This window comes from Nonomuraea jiangxiensis (assembly GCF_900099965.1).
Lineage (GTDB): Bacteria > Actinomycetota > Actinomycetes > Streptosporangiales > Streptosporangiaceae > Nonomuraea > Nonomuraea jiangxiensis.
In genome coordinates this window covers 1-17,626 of record NZ_FNDJ01000032.1, presented here as the reverse complement: position 1 = coordinate 17,626, position 17,626 = coordinate 1, and the positions used below count along the sequence as shown (strand labels likewise).

At 72.9% G+C, this 17,626-nt stretch carries 15 protein-coding genes; 12 read left to right on the top strand and 3 right to left on the bottom strand.

What is annotated here, in order from left to right:
• The first annotated feature begins 29 nt into the window (after positions 1-29).
• The 4 genes from BLS95_RS44680 to BLS95_RS44665 all read left to right on the top strand — a co-directional run bounded on the left by BLS95_RS44680 (position 30) and on the right by BLS95_RS44665 (position 5,189).
• Complete coding sequence (locus BLS95_RS44680; protein ID WP_090945694.1) at positions 30-1,178, top strand: MFS transporter; 1,149 nt, start codon at positions 30-32, stop codon at positions 1,176-1,178.
• 244 nt (positions 1,179-1,422) lie between these two features.
• Positions 1,423-2,478: an LLM class flavin-dependent oxidoreductase gene (locus tag BLS95_RS44675; protein ID WP_090945693.1), complete on the top strand. Its 1,056-nt coding sequence runs from the start codon at positions 1,423-1,425 to the stop codon at positions 2,476-2,478.
• A 22-nt stretch (positions 2,479-2,500) separates the two neighbouring features.
• Positions 2,501-4,000 carry an AMP-binding protein gene (locus BLS95_RS44670; RefSeq protein ID WP_090945692.1) on the top strand — a complete coding sequence of 500 codons (1,500 nt, stop codon included), beginning with the start codon at positions 2,501-2,503 and terminating at the stop codon, positions 3,998-4,000.
• Positions 4,001-4,049: 49 nt separating this feature from the next.
• Positions 4,050-5,189 carry a cytochrome P450 gene (locus tag BLS95_RS44665; RefSeq protein WP_090945691.1) on the top strand — a complete coding sequence of 380 codons (1,140 nt, stop codon included), beginning with the start codon at positions 4,050-4,052 and terminating at the stop codon, positions 5,187-5,189.
• An 11-nt stretch (positions 5,190-5,200) separates the two neighbouring features.
• On the opposite strand, the gene BLS95_RS44660 is transcribed toward BLS95_RS44665, so the two are convergent.
• Positions 5,201-6,109, bottom strand: a complete 909-nt coding sequence (locus tag BLS95_RS44660) for a cyclase family protein (RefSeq protein ID WP_090945690.1) — start codon at positions 6,107-6,109, stop codon at positions 5,201-5,203.
• A 29-nt stretch (positions 6,110-6,138) separates the two neighbouring features.
• Between BLS95_RS44660 and BLS95_RS44655 the strand changes: the two genes are divergently transcribed.
• Positions 6,139-7,500: a serine hydrolase domain-containing protein gene (locus BLS95_RS44655; RefSeq protein ID WP_090945689.1), complete on the top strand. Its 1,362-nt coding sequence runs from the start codon at positions 6,139-6,141 to the stop codon at positions 7,498-7,500.
• A gap of 9 nt (positions 7,501-7,509) precedes the next feature.
• Here the strand turns inward: BLS95_RS44655 and BLS95_RS44650 are convergent, their stop codons facing one another.
• Both BLS95_RS44650 and BLS95_RS44645 read right to left on the bottom strand, forming a co-directional pair.
• The gene (locus BLS95_RS44650) at positions 7,510-8,259 is read right to left on the bottom strand and encodes an SDR family NAD(P)-dependent oxidoreductase (protein WP_090945688.1); all 750 of its coding nucleotides are present in this window, start codon (positions 8,257-8,259) and stop codon (positions 7,510-7,512) included.
• Positions 8,259-8,876: a cysteine hydrolase family protein gene (locus tag BLS95_RS44645; protein ID WP_245765672.1), complete on the bottom strand. Its 618-nt coding sequence runs from the start codon at positions 8,874-8,876 to the stop codon at positions 8,259-8,261. The genes BLS95_RS44650 and BLS95_RS44645 overlap by 1 nt, the downstream gene beginning before the upstream one ends.
• A gap of 153 nt (positions 8,877-9,029) precedes the next feature.
• Between BLS95_RS44645 and BLS95_RS44640 the strand changes: the two genes are divergently transcribed.
• The 7 genes from BLS95_RS44640 to BLS95_RS59370 all read left to right on the top strand — a co-directional run.
• Positions 9,030-10,961: a serine/threonine-protein kinase gene (locus BLS95_RS44640; protein WP_090945687.1), complete on the top strand. Its 1,932-nt coding sequence runs from the start codon at positions 9,030-9,032 to the stop codon at positions 10,959-10,961.
• 10 nt (positions 10,962-10,971) lie between these two features.
• On the top strand, positions 10,972-11,313 hold the full coding sequence (locus BLS95_RS44635) for a Zn-ribbon domain-containing OB-fold protein (RefSeq protein ID WP_090945686.1): 342 nt from the start codon (positions 10,972-10,974) through the stop codon (positions 11,311-11,313).
• Positions 11,310-11,633, top strand: a complete 324-nt coding sequence (locus BLS95_RS44630) for a VOC family protein (protein WP_342742826.1) — start codon at positions 11,310-11,312, stop codon at positions 11,631-11,633. Before BLS95_RS44635 ends, BLS95_RS44630 begins: the two co-directional genes overlap by 4 nt.
• Before the next feature lie 14 nt (positions 11,634-11,647).
• Complete coding sequence (locus BLS95_RS44625; RefSeq protein WP_090945685.1) at positions 11,648-13,162, top strand: class I adenylate-forming enzyme family protein; 1,515 nt, start codon at positions 11,648-11,650, stop codon at positions 13,160-13,162.
• Positions 13,159-15,216, top strand: a complete 2,058-nt coding sequence (locus tag BLS95_RS44620; RefSeq protein WP_245765671.1) for an acetate--CoA ligase family protein — start codon at positions 13,159-13,161, stop codon at positions 15,214-15,216. Before BLS95_RS44625 ends, BLS95_RS44620 begins: the two co-directional genes overlap by 4 nt.
• A complete protein-coding gene (locus tag BLS95_RS44615) occupies positions 15,203-15,952 on the top strand; it encodes a glucose 1-dehydrogenase (RefSeq protein WP_090945683.1) in 750 nt (249 codons plus the stop codon). The genes BLS95_RS44620 and BLS95_RS44615 overlap by 14 nt, the downstream gene beginning before the upstream one ends.
• 242 nt (positions 15,953-16,194) lie before the next feature.
• A partial coding sequence (locus tag BLS95_RS59370; protein WP_143044151.1) for a CHAP domain-containing protein occupies positions 16,195-17,626 on the top strand: 1,432 nt, incomplete at its 3' end.

The following is a 17,626-nucleotide window of genomic DNA, read 5'->3' as shown; positions in this document are numbered from 1 at the left end:
CAGGAAGCCTGCCTGATATTTTCCGGAGCATGAGCCATCATCGCGCTATCGCCGTCGTGTTCGCCCTGCACGGAGCCGTCGCGGGCAGTCTCGCCACGCGCATCCCCTGGTTACAGGACCACCTGGACCTCGGCCCTGGCACCCTCGGCCTCGCCCTGGTGTGCCCGCCCATCGGAGCCTTGATCGGCATGCCCATGGCCAGTCGCCTGGCCTACCGTTTCGGCGGGCGGGCCGCCACCCGCGTCCTGCTCGCGTTGTGGTGCGGGGGCATGGTCCTGCCCGTGCTCGCCCCGGCGCCCGCCTGGCTGTTCGCGGCCTTCCTGCTGTACGGCGGCACGTCCGGCATGTGCGACGTCGTGATGAACTCCCACGCGGTCGTGCTCGAACGCCGCCTCGGCCGCTCGATCATGTCCGGCCTGCACGGCATGTGGTCGGTGGGCAGCCTGGCGGCGGGCGGCGTCGGCGCCCTGGCGGCGCACGCGGGGATCGACGCCAGGATCCATCTGGGCGTGGTCTCGCTGGTGCTGCTCGCCGTGGGTGCGGCGGCCGGACGCGGCCTGATGCCCGACGACTCGCCGGCCGACGCCCCCGCGCCGCGCCGCTTCGCCCTGCCCGGGCGCGCGGTCCTGGCCATCGGCCTGGTCGGGTTCTGCGCCACGTTCGCCGAGGGCGCCAGCTCGAACTGGGCCGCCGTCTACCTCACCCAGGTCACCATGGCCGGTCCCGGCCTCGCGGCGGCCGGCTACACGGTGTTCATGCTCTGCATGGCGAGCACCCGGCTGGTGGGCGACCACGTCATCCGCCGTCTCGGGCCCGTCGCGGTCGTCCGGGTGGGCGGGTTCATGGCGGTGCTGGGCGGCGTCCTCGTGGTCGCGGCCCGCACGCCGGTGCTCGGCATCGCGGGGTTCGCCCTGATCGGGCTGGGGGTGGCGGTGGTGGTGCCGCTGGTGTTCGCGGCGGCGGGCAACGCGGGGGCGACGCCGGGCGAGGGGGTGGCGGGCGTGGCGACGATCACGTACATGTCGGGCCTGATGGCACCGGCCGTCACGGGCTGGGTGGCGGGCGGTCTGTCCTATCCGGCCGCGTTCGCCATGATCACCGGCGTGGTGCTGCTGCTGGGGCTGCTCGCCCCGGCCCTGCGCCCCGCCCCCAAGCCCCTCGTCCGCACCCCCGGCTGACCACCGACTCACCCACCAAGCCGTCCATACGCACGCCCGGCCAACCCGCCATGCCCTCCGTACGCACGCCCGGCCAGTCACCGGCCCACTCGCCGAGCCCCTCATACGCACGCGCGGCCGGTCACCGGCCCACCCGCCGAGCCCCTCATACGCACGCGCGGCCGGTCACCGGCTCGCCCGTCGGACGGTCACGCCGTGGTACGCTCCCAAGCGAGCGCTTGGTTTACCGTTGAGGGGCCGCCGCATGAAGTTCTCGACCTTCCACCTCTTCCACCGCTTCGACGGCCAGAGCTTCAAGGACGTCTACGACTACCACCTGGAGCTCATCGAACTGGCCGAGGAGCTGGGCTTCGACGGGGTACGGCTGGCCGAGCACCACTTCAGGGACTACGGCGTGGCCCCCAACCTGTTCACCATGCTCGCCCACGCCGCCGCCCGCACCACCCGCCTCCGGCTGGGCACCGGCATCGTGGTGCTCCCCCTGCACGACCCGATTCACGTGGCCGAGGAGGCCGCGCAGGTGGACGTGCTCTCCGGCGGGCGGCTGGACCTGGGGATCGGGCGGGGATACCAGAGCGTCGAGTTCGAGGGGTTCGGGATCGACCTGGCGGAGGCCCGCGACCGGTTCAACGAGGCGCTGGAGGTGATCGTCGGGCTCTGGACGCGGGAGTCGTACCAGCATGAGGGGAAGTTCTACCGGACCGGGACCGAGGTGACCCTCGTGCCGAGGCCGCTGCAGTCGCCGCACCCGCCGCTGCACGTGGCGGCCGTCTCCCCGGAGACCGTGACCATGTACGCCGAGCGCGGGCTGCCCGTCCTGGCCGATCCGGCGGCCACGTTCCGCAAGGTCGTACGGGCGGCGGAGACCTGGCGGGAGACGGCCGCCCGGGCCGGGCACCCGCCGGGGGCGGACCTGGTGGTGGCACGCAGCGTATACGTGGCCCCGACGCTGGAACAGGCCCGCGCCGACCAGGCCCGGTTCGAGGCGTCGTTCGACCGCTCGCGCATCTTCAACCCGAGCAGCGCCCCCATCGACCCGAAGACGGGGCGGGCCGCGCAGGGCTTCGAGTACTACCAGGACCGCTATCTCAAGGGCGGCACGGTGTCGGCCGACTTCCGGTGGGAGCAGCTGGAGGTGATCGGCGACCCCGAGCGGGTGATCTCGCAGATCTCGGTGCTCAGGGACGCCGGCTTCACGAACCTCCTGTGCGACTTCGGCAGCACCCGGCCGATGCCGCTGGCGGACATGAAACAGGTCATGCGGTTCTTCGCGGCCGAGGTCATGCCCGCCTTCCGCTGACCCCCTCACCCCGGAGGTTCCCGTGATCCACAGCCTGTCCCTGGCAGACGTCGTCGCCGACCACGCCCGCAGCCGCCCGCAGGTCACGGCGGTGGTGGACGGGGACCTGCGGCTCACCTACCCCGAGCTCGACGCCCGAGTGACCCGGCTGGCCGGCGCCCTGGCCGGCGCCGGGGTCGCGGGTGGCGACCGGGTGCTCTGGCTGGGGCAGAACTCGTACGCGGTGCTGGAGCTGCTGCTGGCCTGCTCCCGCCTCGGGGCCGTCTTCTGCCCGGCCAACTGGCGCCAGTCGGAGGACGAGCTGCGCTTCGTACTCTCCGACCTGACCCCATCCGCCGTCGTCTGGCAGCCCTCGGACCTCACCACGGCCCTGCGCGCCGGCGCGGCGCGGACGCCTGCGTGGATCCAGGCGGGCGACGAGTACGAGCGGCTGCTCGCGGACGCGACCCCCCGGGAGTTCGCGCAGGTGGCGGACACCGAGCCGGTGCTGGCGCTCTACACCGCTGCCTTCTCCGGGCGGCCCCGAGCCGCGCTGCTCAGCAGTGCCGCGCTCGTCGCCCACGCCACCCAGCTCCTCGTCGTACGCCAGATGGAGCCGGGCTTCACCTTTCTCAACAACGGCCCGCTCTTCCACGTCGGCACCATGATGTTCTGCCTGGCCACCCTGCAGATCAGCGGCACGAACGTCTTCACCCCCGCCTTCGACCCCCAGGAGGTCTGCCGGCTGATCGACGCCGAGCGGGTGACCCAGGCGTTCCTGTTCGGGCAGATGATCGACGCGGTGACGCAGGCGAACGCGGGCGGCAAGTACGACCTGTCGTCCCTCAGGTTCGTCTCCCACTCGGCCGAATGGGACGACATGATCACCGTGGACGACTCGCCCTGGTGCCGGTCCAAGATGGGCGGCTACGGTCAGACCGAGGTGGGCGGGATGCTCACGTTCCTGGGACTGGCGGAGGGCGGGGCGGGGTTCGCGGGCCGGCCCGGTCCGCTGGTGCAGGTGCGGATGCTGGGGCCGGACGGCGAGGAGGTCCCGGCGGGCGAGGTGGGCGAGATCTGCGCCCGAGGAAAGACCCTTTTTTCAGGATATTTCGCCCGGCCCGACGTGAACGCCGTCAAGCTCGCGGGCGGCTGGCACCACACCGGCGACCTCGGCCGCCGCGAACCCGACGGCACCATCACCTTCATCGGCCCCAAGCTCCGGATGATCAAGTCCGGCGCCGAGAACGTCTACCCGGCCGAGGTGGAACGGGCCCTGAAAACCCATCCCGCCGTGGCCGACGCCGCCGTCATCGGGGTGCCGGACCCCACCTGGCACCAGGCGGTCAAGGCGATCGTGGCCTTGCGGCCGGACGCCCAGGTCACGCCGGACGACCTCGTCGAGCACGTCAGAGGGCTGCTGGCGTCGTACAAGAAGCCGAGGCACGTCGAGTTCGTGGACGCGATCCCCAAACACGGCTTCACCCCCGACTACGACGCCCTGGACCGGGCGCACGGCGGCGGGAACTACCCCGGCATCTGACCGACTATTTCGCTATACAACCACCATTTGAGAGCCTACTCTCACATTTATGCGACTTCCCATCGAACGCAATCCCGCCTGCCCCTTCGACCCTCCGGCCGGGCTCAGGGGCCTGCCGGCGATGAGCCGCCTGGAGTTCGCCGACGGCCATCTGGGGTGGCTGGCCACCAGCGCGGAGGCGGCCCGCGCCGTGCTGGGCGACCCCAGGTTCAGCGCCCGGCAGGAGCTCAAGCACGCTCCGCTCTTCGCCGTCCGCGCGGGCGCTCCCGGCGAGGCGGCCCCGCCGGGGTTCTTCGCCACCACCGACCCGCCCGGGCACACCCGCTATCGCCGCCTGCTCACCGGCCAGTTCACGGTGCGCAGGATGCGGATGCTGGAGCCGCGCGTCGAGCGGATCGCGGCCGACCACCTCGACGCGATGGCGGCCGCGGGGCCGCCCGCCGACCTGGTGCGGGCCTACGCGCTGCCGATCCCGTCGCTGGTCATCTGCGAGCTGCTCGGGGTCCCGTACGACGATCACGAGTTCTTCCAGGACCGCAGCATGCGCGTCGTCACCCCGGACGCGGGCGGCCCGCAGGCGATCGCCGACCTCACCTCCTACCTGGGCGAGCTGGTACGCCGCAAGCGGTCGGAACCGGGCGACGACCTGATCAGCGGCCTGACCGATGAGCTCACCGACCAGGAGCTGACCAACGTGGCCCTGATCCTGCTCGTCGCGGGCCACGAGACCACGGCCAACATGCTGAGCCTCGGCACGTTCGCGCTGCTCCGGCAGGGAGTGCGCTACGAGGAGGAGGCCGTCGAGGAGTTGCTGCGCTGGCTGTCGATCCTGCACGTCGGCGCGCCGTCCCGCAGCGCGCTGGAGGACGTGGAGGTGGCGGGCGAGCTGGTCAGGAAGGGCGAGACGGTCGCGCTGTCGCTGCCGATGATCAACCGGGACCCCGAGGTGTTCGCGGACCCGGACCTGCTCCGGCCCGGCCGCCCTGAGGCCCGCCGGCACCTGGCCTTCGGCCACGGAGTTCACCAGTGCCTGGGCCAGCAGCTCGCCCGGATCGAGCTGGGCATCGGCTACCGGGCGCTGTTCGAGCGCTTCCCCGACCTGCGCCTGGCGGTCCCGGCCACGGAGGTGTCCCTGAAGGAGGACGCCGTCGTGTACGGGGTCCGCTCCCTGCCCGTCACCTGGTCCTGATCACCGGGCGGTCAGAGAACGGCCAGCGGGGTGACCGGGCTGCCGGTGCCGCCCTCGATCCTGAGCGGCGCCACCACGAACACGAACTCCGTCCGCCCCCGCCCCGCCAGCTCCTCCAGCCAGAGCAGCTCCACCAGGTGCACGCCGTGCCGGTGCAGCAGGATGAGGTGGAGGTCGTCGGCGAGCGGCTCGTCGGCCAGCCCGCGCGCGTTCAGGCCGCCGACCGCCGCGTTGTCGGCGGCCACCACGGACACGTCGCGGGCCGCCAGCCAGCGGCCCGCCTCGGCCGAGAGCCCCGGCTGGCCCGCCCAGTACTCCTCCCGCGAGCGCTCCCACACCAGCGGCCAGCCGGTACGGATCACCACCGCGTCCCCAGGCCGGGGCGAAGCGATCTCCGCCAGCAGCTCCGCCGGAATCCGGTAGCCGACCGGGAGGTGGTCGAGTCCGAGGTGGCGGGGCACGTCGAACAGCAGCCCGCGGGCGACCACCCCGCCCACGTGCTCGATGCCGCACCTGGTGGCGCCGTAGGAGCGGACCCTGGCGGCCGGGTGCCCGTTGTAGAGCTCGTCGCCGGACCACATGTGGCACAGCGCGTCCATGTGGGTGGTGGTGCCGTGCTGGGTGACCACCAGCGCGTCGTCGGCCACCCGCAGGCCGTCGCCGACCGGCCGGGCGCCGGCCGCGTAGTCGCCGCCGTCCACGGACATGAAGTGCTGCGGCAGCGGGCGGCCCGGCAGGTGCGGGACCGTGGTGGGCGCGGGCGAGGAGGTGGCGCCCCTGATCGGCATCGCCAGGCTCAGCACCTCGCCCGTGGTGGCGGCGCGCAGGGCGTCGAGCACCACGGCCGGGGTGAGGAGGTTGAGGGTGCCGCGTTGATCGTCTGGGCCGAATCGTCCCCAGTTGTTAGGCTCGTGAGCCAAGTAAGCGCTCCCTTTCCTGCGGAGGTCTGATGCACTGCGATCCTCGGTTCTCCCGCGTACGCGAGGTGTTCGAGCGGCATTTCGCCGATGGCGAGGAGCTGGGTGCGGCCTTCGCCGTCTACCTGGACGGCGAGCCGGTGGTGGATCTGTGGGGCGGGACCGCCGACCGGCACACGGGGCGGCCCTGGGAGGCCGACACGCCCGCCTTCGCCTACTCCTGCACCAAGGCGATCACCGCCACCGTGCTGCTGCAGCTCGCCGAACGGGGGCTGGTGGACGTGACCGCGCCGGTCGCGGACGTGTGGCCGGAGTTCGCGGCCCGGGGCAAGGCGGCGATCACGGTCGAACACCTGCTCACCCACCAGAGCGGGCTGCCGGTGGTGGAGGACCCGGTGCCGGTGGAGGAGTTCGAGGACCACGCGGCCATCGCGGCGCGGCTCGCCGGCCAGGCGCCGCTGTGGGAGCCGGGGACGGCGCACGGCTACCACGCGCTGTCGTACGGGTTCCTGGTGGGAGAGGTGATCAGGCGGGTCACCGGCAAGTCCGTGGGGGAACTGGTGGCGGCGGAGATCGCCGGGCCGCTGGGCCTGGAGCTGTGGGTCGGCGCGCCGGACGACGTGATCGCCCGTACGGCCCGACTCAAGGCAGGCGAACGCCCCCGCCCGCCGGGCACGAACGGCCAGCCGGGCGAAGCGACCGCGACCGGCGGCCCGGCCGTCACGGAGGCCGCCGGCGCCGACATTGACGCCGGCCAGGGCGGATCCGCGCCGACCGGTGCGGCTCAGGGCAGGGCCGCTCAGGGCAGTGCCGCTCAGGGCAGTGCCGCTCAGGGCAGTGCCGCTCAGGGCGGGACCGCTCAGGGCAGTGCCGCTCAGGGTGGGGCCGGGTCTGAGGGGTCGCGGGACGTGCTGGCCGAGATGGCCAGGGCGGCGCTCGATCCGCAGAGCCTCATGAACCGGGCGCTCGGCAATCCCCGCATGCAGCAGCTCAAGGGCGGCGCGAACCATCCCCTCATCCTGCGCGCCGGCTGGCCCGCCGCCGGGGTCGTCACCACCGCCAGGGGCCTGGCGGCGTTCTACCGGTCGCTGATCGCCGGCGACCTGCTGCGCCCCGACACCCTGAGCGACGCCATCCGCCGGCGGGTGAGCGGCCCCGACCGGGTGCTGCTCCTGGACTCCTCGTTCGGGCTCGGTTACATGCGGCCGTCCACGACGTTCATGATGCCGTCGCAGACCGCGTTCGGCCACTCCGGCATGGGCGGCGCCTTCGGGGTCGGCGATCCGGAGCGCGGCCTGGCCATCGGCTACGTCATGAACAAGATGGCCGGCGCCGTCTCGGGCAACCTGCGCGGCCTGCGCCTGGTGGGCGCCGTCTACGACGCGCTGCGCTGACACGGCCGGTCAGTGCATGGTCACGCCGCCGCTCACCGACAGCGTCTGCCCGGTGATGTAGGCGGCACGATCCGTGCACAGGTAGGCGATCAGCCCCGCCACGTCGGCGGGCGTTCCGAGGCGGCGCAGCGGGATGCCTCGGGCGATCTTGTCGACCAGCCCCGGCTCGGCCGCCGACACCCGCCGCAGCATGGGCGTGTCGGTGGGGCCGGGGCAGACCACGTTGGAGGTCACGCACGCCCTGGCCGCCTCGCGGGCGAGCGTCTTGGCCAGCCCGAACAGCCCGGCCTTGGTCGCCGCGTACGCGCCCTCGCCGCCGGACCCGGCCCGGGCGCCGTCGGAGGAGACGAACACGAGCCGCCCCCACTCCCGCTCCAGCATCCCGGGCAGGAGCAGCTTGGTCAGCAGCATCGGCCCGCGCAGGTTGACCTGCCACATGAGGTCCCAGTTCGCCGGGTCGCTGGCGACGAACGGCTCCACCACCGACACCCCCGCGTTGTGCACGAGGACGTCCACCGCGCCCACCACCGTGCCCACCGCCTCGCCGAAGGCGGCCACCGCCGCGGGCGAGGCCAGGTCCACGGCCATGGCCAGCGCCCCGGGCAGGCCGGCGGCGACCCGCTCGGCGCCCGGCAGGTCCACGTCCGCGACCACCACACGCGCCCCGAGCGCGCTCAGGTCCGCGGCGACGGCCGCGCCGATCGCGCCCGCTCCCCCGGTCACCACGGCCACCCGCCCGTCCAGGCACAGCCCGTCCATCACGCTCCCAGCCGCCCGCCCTGCTCCTCGACCAGCCCCCTGACCAGCTCCGTCGTGGTCACGCGGGTGGCGAGCAGGCTGATCGTGTGCTTCAGTACGCTCCGCGCGTAGTCCTCCGGGATGCCCGCCACCGCGTCGGTCACCACGGTCACCCGGTAACCCAGGTTGACCGCTTCCAGCGCCAGCCCCGGGATGCCCAGGTTGAGCGACACCCCGAGGGCGACCACGGCGGAGACGCCCAGCGAGCGCAGCGTCATGTCGAGCGAGGTGCCGGTGAAGGGCGAGAAGCCGTGGTGTCGCCGGCTCTCCAGGTCGCCGTCGCCGCGCAGCTCGGGGAGGACCTCGGTGGCGGGCGTACCTTCCAGCATGTGGCCGGGGTCCTTGAGCAGGGAGGCGATGAACGGCGAGTTCGACGTGTGGGAGCCGGCCCGGTCGGGGCGGAAGGCGGCGGTGCAGTGGATCACCGGGAGGCCGGCCGATCTGGCGGCGTGGAGCACGCGGGCGGCGTTGGCGACGACGTCGTGCCGCGCGCAGGCGGCCACCAGGTCCGGAAATTTCGTGAGATCGCCGACCACGCCCCGCTGCATCTCCATCACCAGCACGGCCACGCGCTCCACCGGCGACCTCCGAATCAGCCGAGCGCTTGCTTGGTTAGGTCCCGAGCATAGCACCCGCCGTACCGGGATGGACCCGGCTGAATCTCGCCCTCGTGACAACCGGAACCCCGGATGAGAGCGTCAAATCCAAGGACGGCCTGATGGGGGTTCGACTTGGTCCCTGGTTACCGTGAAGCACGCCAGCTCGGCGCCGGCCGCACCGGCCGGGTGTTCCTCGCCACCTACCAGTCGACGGGCGCATACGTGGCGATCAAGTACCTGAACGCCACGCTGCGCAGGGACACCGAGTTCATGGACCGCTTCCGGTCGGACGCCCACGCGCTGGTCGAGATCGACGACCCGAACGTGGTCCGGCTGTACGAGTACGTCGAGACCTCGACCAGGGCCGCCGTCGTCACGGAGCTGGTGGACGGCGTCTCACTGCGCACGCTGCTGACCGAGCACGGCCGGACCAGCCCCGAGGCCGCGCTCGCGCTGCTCAAGAGCACGCTGCTGGCCCTGGCCGCCGCGCACGAGGCGGGCGTGCCGCATCGCGACGTCAAGCCGGAGAACGTGCTGGTCCAGGCCGACGGCACCAGCAAGCTGGCGGACTTCGGCATCGTCGTGCACGCCGAGGAGCCGGGGGTGCCGGCGGGCAGCCCCGAGTACATGGCGCCCGAGCTGTGGACGCAGGACCAGGCGGGGCCGGCCGCGGACCTGTACGCGGCGGCGTGCGTGCTGTTCGAGGCGGTCAGGGGCCGTCCGCCCTACCGCGCGTACAAGGAGGACGACGAGAACGAGCTGGACGTGCCCGCCGTGCGGGACAAGCACCTGGTGGAGCCGGTGCCGCTGGAGATCGTCCCGGACACCCTGCGCGACCTGCTCAAGCGCGGGCTGGCCAAGGACCCCACGGTCAGGTACGGCTCGGCCCGGCACTTCGCGGCGGAGCTGGAGGAGGACGCGCTCGCCGGATACGGTCCCGGCTGGGAGCAGCGCGGCCGGCGCCACCTGGCCGAGCAGGCCACGCTGCTCGCCCTGCGCTTCCCGCTGGCCAGGACCGAGACCGCGACCGGGGTCACCGCCACCCTGCGCGACCGGATGCTGAAGATGCCCAGGCTGCCGCCGCACCTGTGGGTGGCGGGCGCGGCGGTGGTCGCCGTGGCCATCGCCCTCGTGATGTCGGGCGGGCGGCTCCCACCGGGTCCCGGCACGGTCCTGATCCCGCCACCCGGGGCGCAGGAGGAGCCCGAGCCGGACGAGGCCACCACACCCGGCCGGGGCCGGACGAGCGCCACCCCACGCCGCACCACCGCGACGCCCGCGCCCACGCCCGGGTCCGGCCGCGGGCGCGGGTCCACGACCCGGACACCCACGCCCACCGGCACACCCCCGCCCCCGCCCACCAGCGCGCCGCCACCCAGGCCCACCGACCGGCCGGGCGGGACCTCGGGGTCACGGCCGGTCGTGCAGACGGCCGGCATCGCCCGCTGGAGCGGCACCACGGGCACGGTCCAGGTCTCGGTGGACGGCACGGGGCCGGTACGGCTGCTGATCACCTACACGCGCCGGGACGGCGAGGACGGCTCGGCCCGCACGCTCCGCCGGGAGACCCGCACGTTGCGCGGCAGCACCACCTACAGGAGGACCGTCACGCACGACCCCGGGAACGTGGCCTGCGACAGCCGGGCGTATCTCGGGATCCTCGTCATGACGGAACCGGCCGCGGGCAACGGGCCGCAGGTGAGCGAGGTGTCCGTGGACGGGCCCGCCTGCCCCGTGCAGCCGACCGGCTCCCCCACACCCCCGCCGACCGGCTCCGCCACACCCTCACCGAGCGGCTCCGGCCCGCCTCTGGCGACCGGCTCCGACCCGCCTCTCCCGAGCCGGGACCCGGTCGTGCACACGCCCGCGCTGTCGGAACCCCTGGAGGAGCCGTCGCCGAGCAGCACCGGCCTCGCCGGACTACCAGAGGAGCCGTCACCGAGCAGCGCGGACCTTGCCGGGCCACCAGAAGAGCCGTCACCGAGCAGCGCGAGCCTCGCCGGGCTACCAGAGGAGCCGTCGCCCAGCAGTGCGGGCCTTGTCGGGCTACCAAGCGTGCGCTAGCTTGGCAGCGATGAGCGCTGACACCTCCGCCCCCGCCGAGCTGGTCATCCGGCGCTGCGCGTCCTGCGACGGCCGCCTCTGCCTCCCCGAGCCGAGCTGCCCCTGGTGCGGCGGCGAGCTGGCCGGCGAGCCGGTCCCGGGTGAGGGCGTGGTGCACACGTTCACCGTCGTGCACCGCTCGTTCGCGCCCGCCTACCGGGGCCGCGAGCCGTACGTGATGGCGTGGGTGGACCTGTCCGCGGGGACCAGGGTGTTCGGGCACGTGGTGGGGTGCGCGCCGGAGGAGGTGCGGATCGGCATGCCGGTACGGGTGACGTTCGTGGACGGGCTGCCGCACTGGAGGCCCGCGTGAAACTGGGCAACGTGCTGATCCCCGTGGCCGACCTGGACGAGGCCATCGCCTTCTACGGGTTGCCGGTGAAGTTCCGTGACGGTGACAGGTTCGCGGCGCTGGACGGTGGCGGGGTCACCGTGGCGCTGGCCGGGCCCGCCGAGCACGTCACCGACTCGGCCGCGCCGTCGTACAAGGTGGAGAACGTGGCCGCGGCCGTGGCCGGGCTGGTGGCCCGCGGCGGCGTAGTGGTGCGCGGGCCCGAGCAGGGGCCGCATGAGACGCGGGCCGTGCTCCGCGATCCCTCGGGAAACGTCTTCGTGCTCTATTCGCCCCTCTGACCTGGAGGCACCCCATGGCACGATCACCGTACGGGAACTACGGCCACGCGATCCTGACCGCGGGAGCGATGCGCACGCCCGGCCGGGTGGCGCTCACGTACTGCGGCGAGCGCAGCCTCACCTACGACGAGCTCAACAGGATCGTCAACCGCCGCGCCAACGCCCTGCTCGCCGCCGGGATCGTGCCGGGGCGGCGGGTGGCGGCGCTGCTGAACGAGACGCTCCAGGTCGTCGAGGTCTACCTGGCGCACGCCAAGATCGGGGCGGTGACGGCGGCGCTGAACCCGTACTGGCCGGTGGAAACGGTACGTGACGTGGTGGCGGCCGCGGGGTGCACGGCGTTCGTGTACGACGAGACGGTCGAGCACGTGGTCGAGCAGATCAGAGGGTCGCTCCCGGCCGTCACCGCCTGGATCAAGGACCTGCCGGCCGCGTCCGACGCGGAGCCGCCGCTGGGCGGGTACCACGACGACCCGCTCGCGCTCTACTACACCTCGGGGACGACGGGGCTGCCCAAGGCCGTCGTGCACACGCACGCGTCGTCGCTGGCCACCGCGCAGATCTGGCTCGACGTGCCGCGCGGGCCCGGCTCGGTGTTCGGCACGGGCGCGATCATCTGGGGCATCGGGTTCCCGGCGATCGTCGGGCCCGCGCTGTACGCGGGGATGCGGCTGGTGCTGGAGCAGGACTGGGGCCCGGCCAACTTCCTGCGGGTCGTCCCGCGCGAACGGGTCACGCACGTGTCGCAGATCCCCTCGTTCTACTCGGCCCTGCTGGGCTCGCCCGACCACGAGGGCGTGGACCTGTCGTCCATCGAGGTGATCATCCTGGGCGGGGAGCCGCTGACCGCGACCATGCTCGACCGGATCAAGGCCCGGCTGCCCCAGGCGGGCGTCTTCTCCTTCTACGGGCAGACCGAGGCCCCCTACACCTGCATGGGACGGGTGGACGACGGCTCGACGCCGCTGGGCTCCTCCGGGCGCGCCAGGACCGGCAACGCGGTACGCGTCACGGACCCGTCCGGGCACCCGGTGATCGACGAGGCCGGCGAGATCAACCTGGCCGGGCCGCACCGGATGGCGGGCTACGACGGCCTGCCTGAGCGGACGGCGGAGGTCCTGCGCGGCGAGTGGTACGTCGGGGGCGACCTCGGCACGATCTCCGCCGACGGGGTGCTGCGGGTGCTGGGGCGGCGCGAGGACGCGATACTCAAGCACGGCGTATGGACGCAGCCTGCCACCATCGAGGACGCGGCCTCGGCGCAGGACGGCGTGGCCGAGGCGGGCGCGGTGGGCGTGCCGGAGGGGGCCGCCGACCAGCGGGTGCTGCTGGCCGTCGTGCCGCGCGCCGGGCACACCCTCGACCCGTCCAAGCTGGCGCTCGCGCTGGCCGACACGCTGCCCGCGCATCAGCGGCCGGACCACATCGTGGTGGCCGGCGAGCTGCCGCACTCGCAGGACGCCTCCGGCGGTCCCGGCAAGCTCTTGCGCAGGCGGATCCGCGAGCTGCACGGGCACCTGCTCGCGTGAGCGGGGCCGCCATGGACGGGCACGTGGGCAGGCACGTCTACGAGCACGAGGTCAAGGCGTTCCTGCGGGAGGCCGGGGTGCCGGTGCCGCGCGGGGTGACGGTGTCCGGGCCGGAGCCGGACTTCGGGCCCGCTCGGGAGCTGGCCGGGCCGCTGGTGCTGAAGGCCTTCGGACCGGGGCTGGTGCACAAGTCGGAGGTCGGGGCCGTACGGGTCGGGCTGGCGTACGAGGATCTGGGACCGGCGTCGGCCGCGATGCGCGCCCGGACGGCGGTGGCGGGGTTCCTCGTCGAGGAGCAGGCCGCGCCGGGCGTGGAGCTCATCGTGGGCCTGACGCGGGACCCCGGCTTCGGGCCGGTGCTGCTCGCGGGGCTGGGCGGGGTGTGGGCGGAGGCGCTGCGGGACACGGCGCTGCGGCTCTGCCCGATCTCGGAGGCGGACGCGCGCCGCATGCTGGCGTCCCTGCGCGGCTCCAGGCTCCTGTACGGCCACCGCGGCGCGCCGCCCGTGGACGTGGACGCCGTGGTCAAGCTGCTCATGACGGTCGGCGGCCCCGGCGGACTGTGGGAGCGGCTGGAGCTGGGCGAGTTCGAGCTGAACCCGGTCATCGCCACCTCCTCGGGAGTGATCGCGGTCGACGCCCGCCACCTGCCCGGCCCCGGCGGCGGTGGGGTGCGCGCCACGGCAGGGACCGACTTCCTGCCCCTGTTCGAGCCCCGGGCCGTGGCCGTCGTGGGCGCCTCCACCACCAGGCCGAACTTCGGCAACCTGTTCCTGGACTTCTACCGGGCCACCGGTGTCCCGCTGGTGGCCGTGCACCCGTCGGCGAGCGAGGTGTCCGGCGTGCCCGCGGTGCCGTCCCTGGCGGCGGCGAACGTGGACTACGCCCTCGTGGCCGTGCCGGCCGAGCGGTGCGCCGAGGTGGTGCGGCAGGCGTCCGGGGTCCCGTTCGTGCAGGTGATGAGCGGCGGGTTCGGCGAGGCCGGGCGGGCGGAGCTGGAAGGCGAGCTGGTCGAGGCCGCGCGGGCGGCGGGCGTCCGGCTGCTCGGGCCCAACTGCATGGGAGTCTACTGCCCGCTGGGCCGGCAGACGTTCGTCGGCGGCGGGGTCGGGCCGGCCGGGCCGGTCGCGCTGATCTCGCAGAGCGGCGGGCTCGCCGGCGAGGTGATCAAGGTCGGGGAGCGGCGCGGGCTGGCGTTCAGCCGGGTCGTCACCGTCGGGAACGCGGCCGACGTGTCCCCCGCCGAGCTGCTCGGCTGGCTCGCCCGCGACGACCGGACCGAGGCCGTGGGACTGTACCTGGAGGATCCGCGTGACGGGCGCGAGCTGTACGAGGCGTTGTGCTCCCTCGCCCTGCCCGTGGTGCTGCTGGTCGGCGGGCGCAGCGGGCAGGGGCGGGCGGCGGCGGCCGGCCACACGGGCGGGCTGGTGAGCGAGCGGCGGATCTGGGAGGCGGTGGCCGAGCAGAGCGGGGCGGTGCTGGTGTCGAGCCAGGACGACCTGATCGGGGTGCTGGCGTACTTCCAGGCTCACGGCTCGCGGGTCACCGCCGGGGACGGGGTGCTGGTGGTGGGGCCGAGCGGGGGCGCGAGCGTGCTGGCCGCGGACGCGTTCGACCTGGCCGGGGTGCGGCTGGACCCGCTGCCCGGCGACGCGCTCGGCGAGCTGCGCGGGCTCGGGGTGACGGCCACCGGCAATCCGCTCGAAGTGCCCGTCGGGCCGCTGGGGCGGGCGGAGCTCGTGGCCGAGGTGATCGACGTGGTGGTGCGGCATCGGCCGTGCCGTGACGTGGTCGCGCACGTGAACGTACAGGCCTTCTTCACGTACGGGGACCGGGCGGAGCCGCTCTACGCGTACGCGCGGGCGGTCGCCGGGGCGCAGGCCGCGCTGCCCGGCACCAGGATCACCCTCGTCACCAGGAACGGCGACTGCGCGCCCGCGGGCGTCGAGGACGAGGTGAGGCGGATCGCGGCGGCGGCGGGGATCCCCGTCTACCGCTCCATGGAGGCGGCCGCGGTGGCCGTCGCGGCAGGAGGACGTCATGGGGCTGCTTGACGGCAAGGTCGCGCTGGTCACCGGAGGGGCGCGGGGCATGGGGGCGGCGCACGTGCGGCTGTTCCTGGCCGAGGGGGCGCGGGTGGTGTTCGGCGACGTGCTGGACGAGGAGGGCAAGGCGCTGGCGGAGGAGACCGGGGCCGCCTACGTCCGTCATGACGTGACCAGCCTGGAGGAGTGGCGGCGGGCCGTGGCGACGGCGACGGACCTGCATGGGAAGCTCGACGTGCTGGTGAACAACGCCGGGATCCTGAAATATCGGCGTATCTATGACATGTCGCCTGAGGACTTCGACCGCGTGATCGGCGTCAACCTCAGGGGCGCGTGGCTGGGGATCAAGTCGGTGATCGACCCCATGAGGGCCGCCGGGCGCGGCTCCATCGTGAACATCTCCTCCATCGAGGGCTTCGTCGGGGCCGAGGGGCTGTCGGCGTACTCGGCCTCCAAGTTCGGGCTGCGCGGCATCACCAAGTCGGCGGCCAGGGAGCTGGCCAGGTTCAAGATCCGGGTGAACTCCGTGCACCCCGGGGCGATCAACACCTCCATGGCCATGGACCCGGACATGATGAGCGAGATCGACGCGGACGCCTTCGTGAAATCCATGGTCATCAAGCGTTTCGCGAAGCCGGTGGAGGTGTCGCACGTGGTGGCGTTCCTGGCCTCCGACCGGGCCAGCTACTGCACGGGCAGCGAGTTCACCGTGGACGGCGGCCTGCTGACGGGCGCGGGCTACTGAATTTAGGTAGATCTTTCCTGCATACCGCCCGTACTGGGATAATTCGGACAGTGGCCCTGACCTGCGCTTTTCATCTCGACCGGCCTGTTGAACTTCTCTTGAGGCGCACTTGACCTGCGGAAACGACAAGGTACTCTCGCCTCACTACAGGCTTCCGGTTTAGCCACATCCGTCCTGCTTGACCACTTTTGTCAGGAAACGTATGGGTAAATCCGGTCTGTCCGGGAGGTCCCCATACTTCCATGACGCCAGAGACGCAGAAGTTCATTGAGCTGCTCAAGAGTCAGGTCGGCTATTCCGAGCGCGGCGGTTCCACCACCAAGTTCGGTCATTGGTACGGCCATACCGTCGAGCTCGACGCGGACTACAGCTCGGCCCCGTGGTGCGACATGTACCTCTCGTGGGCGGCGCACAAGCTCGGCTACCAGGACTGGATCGGGCAGTTCGCGTGGACCGTGGCGCATGCCAGGTGGTTCAAGCAGCAGCACGCCTGGGGGAAGGTGCCCGAACCCGGCGCACTCGTCTTCTACGACTGGAACGGCTCCGGCAAGATCGCCGGCATCGACCACGTCGGCGTGGTGACGAAGGTCAGCGGCGACAAGATCTTCACCATCGAGGGGAACACCGGCGGCGGCGACGTGGAGCGCAAGGAACGCGACACGAGCAGCGTCGTCGGCTACGGCTACCCGGAGCTCGTCAAGGCCCGCCTGGACGCGACCCGTACCGGCGATCCCGCGACCCAGCCCCAGCCCATCCCGGCAGCGCCGCAGCAGCAGGCCGAGATCCAGACCGTCGAGGCACTCCCCGGTGCCCGCCCATCCCATCAATCAACCGCAAATCAACCAACCGAGGGACGGCCTGAGATCCCCATGCCCAACGGACATTCCGGCCACCGGCCCACGGGGCCGCACTCCGACTCCCAGACGGCCTACGACCAACCCGCCCACCGCCCCCAGGGCCAATCCGGCCACCGCTCCCAGGGCCAGTCCGGCCGAGACCCCCAGTGGCAGCCCGGCGCCTACGGGGAGCAGGGGCGCCGACCCGGCGACCAGCGGCACGACCCATCCGCGCAGCAGGCGACCACCGACGGCCCGGGCTACCCCGGCGGCCAGGACCGACCCGGTTCCCACCGCCCGACCGGCTCAGACCGACCCACCGGCTCTGACCAGCACGCCGGCTCGGATCAGACCACCGGCTCTGACCAGCACGCCGGCTCTGATCGACCCAGCGGTTCCCACCGGCCCGGCCGGCCCGCTGATTCCGACCAGACCACCGGCTCGGACCAGCCGAAGACGGACACCGGAGGTCACCACCCCTCCCACGGGCAGTCGACCGGCTCGGGGAACTCGGGCACCGGCGGAGACGACTCCCACCCGTCGGCGACCCATCCCGTCCCCACACCGACCACCGACGCTCCGACAGCCACTCAGACGCCCACCCCATCCGACTCGTCGTCAGCCACCCCCACCGATTCCTCGTCCGCCACCCCGACCCCGACCACGTCCGACTCCTCAACCCCCACCCCATCCGACTCGTCATCCGCCACACCCACCCCCACCGACTCGTCATCGGCCACACCGACCCCTACCGACTCGTCGTCCGCCACACCCACTCCCACCGACTCGTCGTCCGCCACACCGACCCCCACCGACTCGTCATCGGCCACCCCCACCC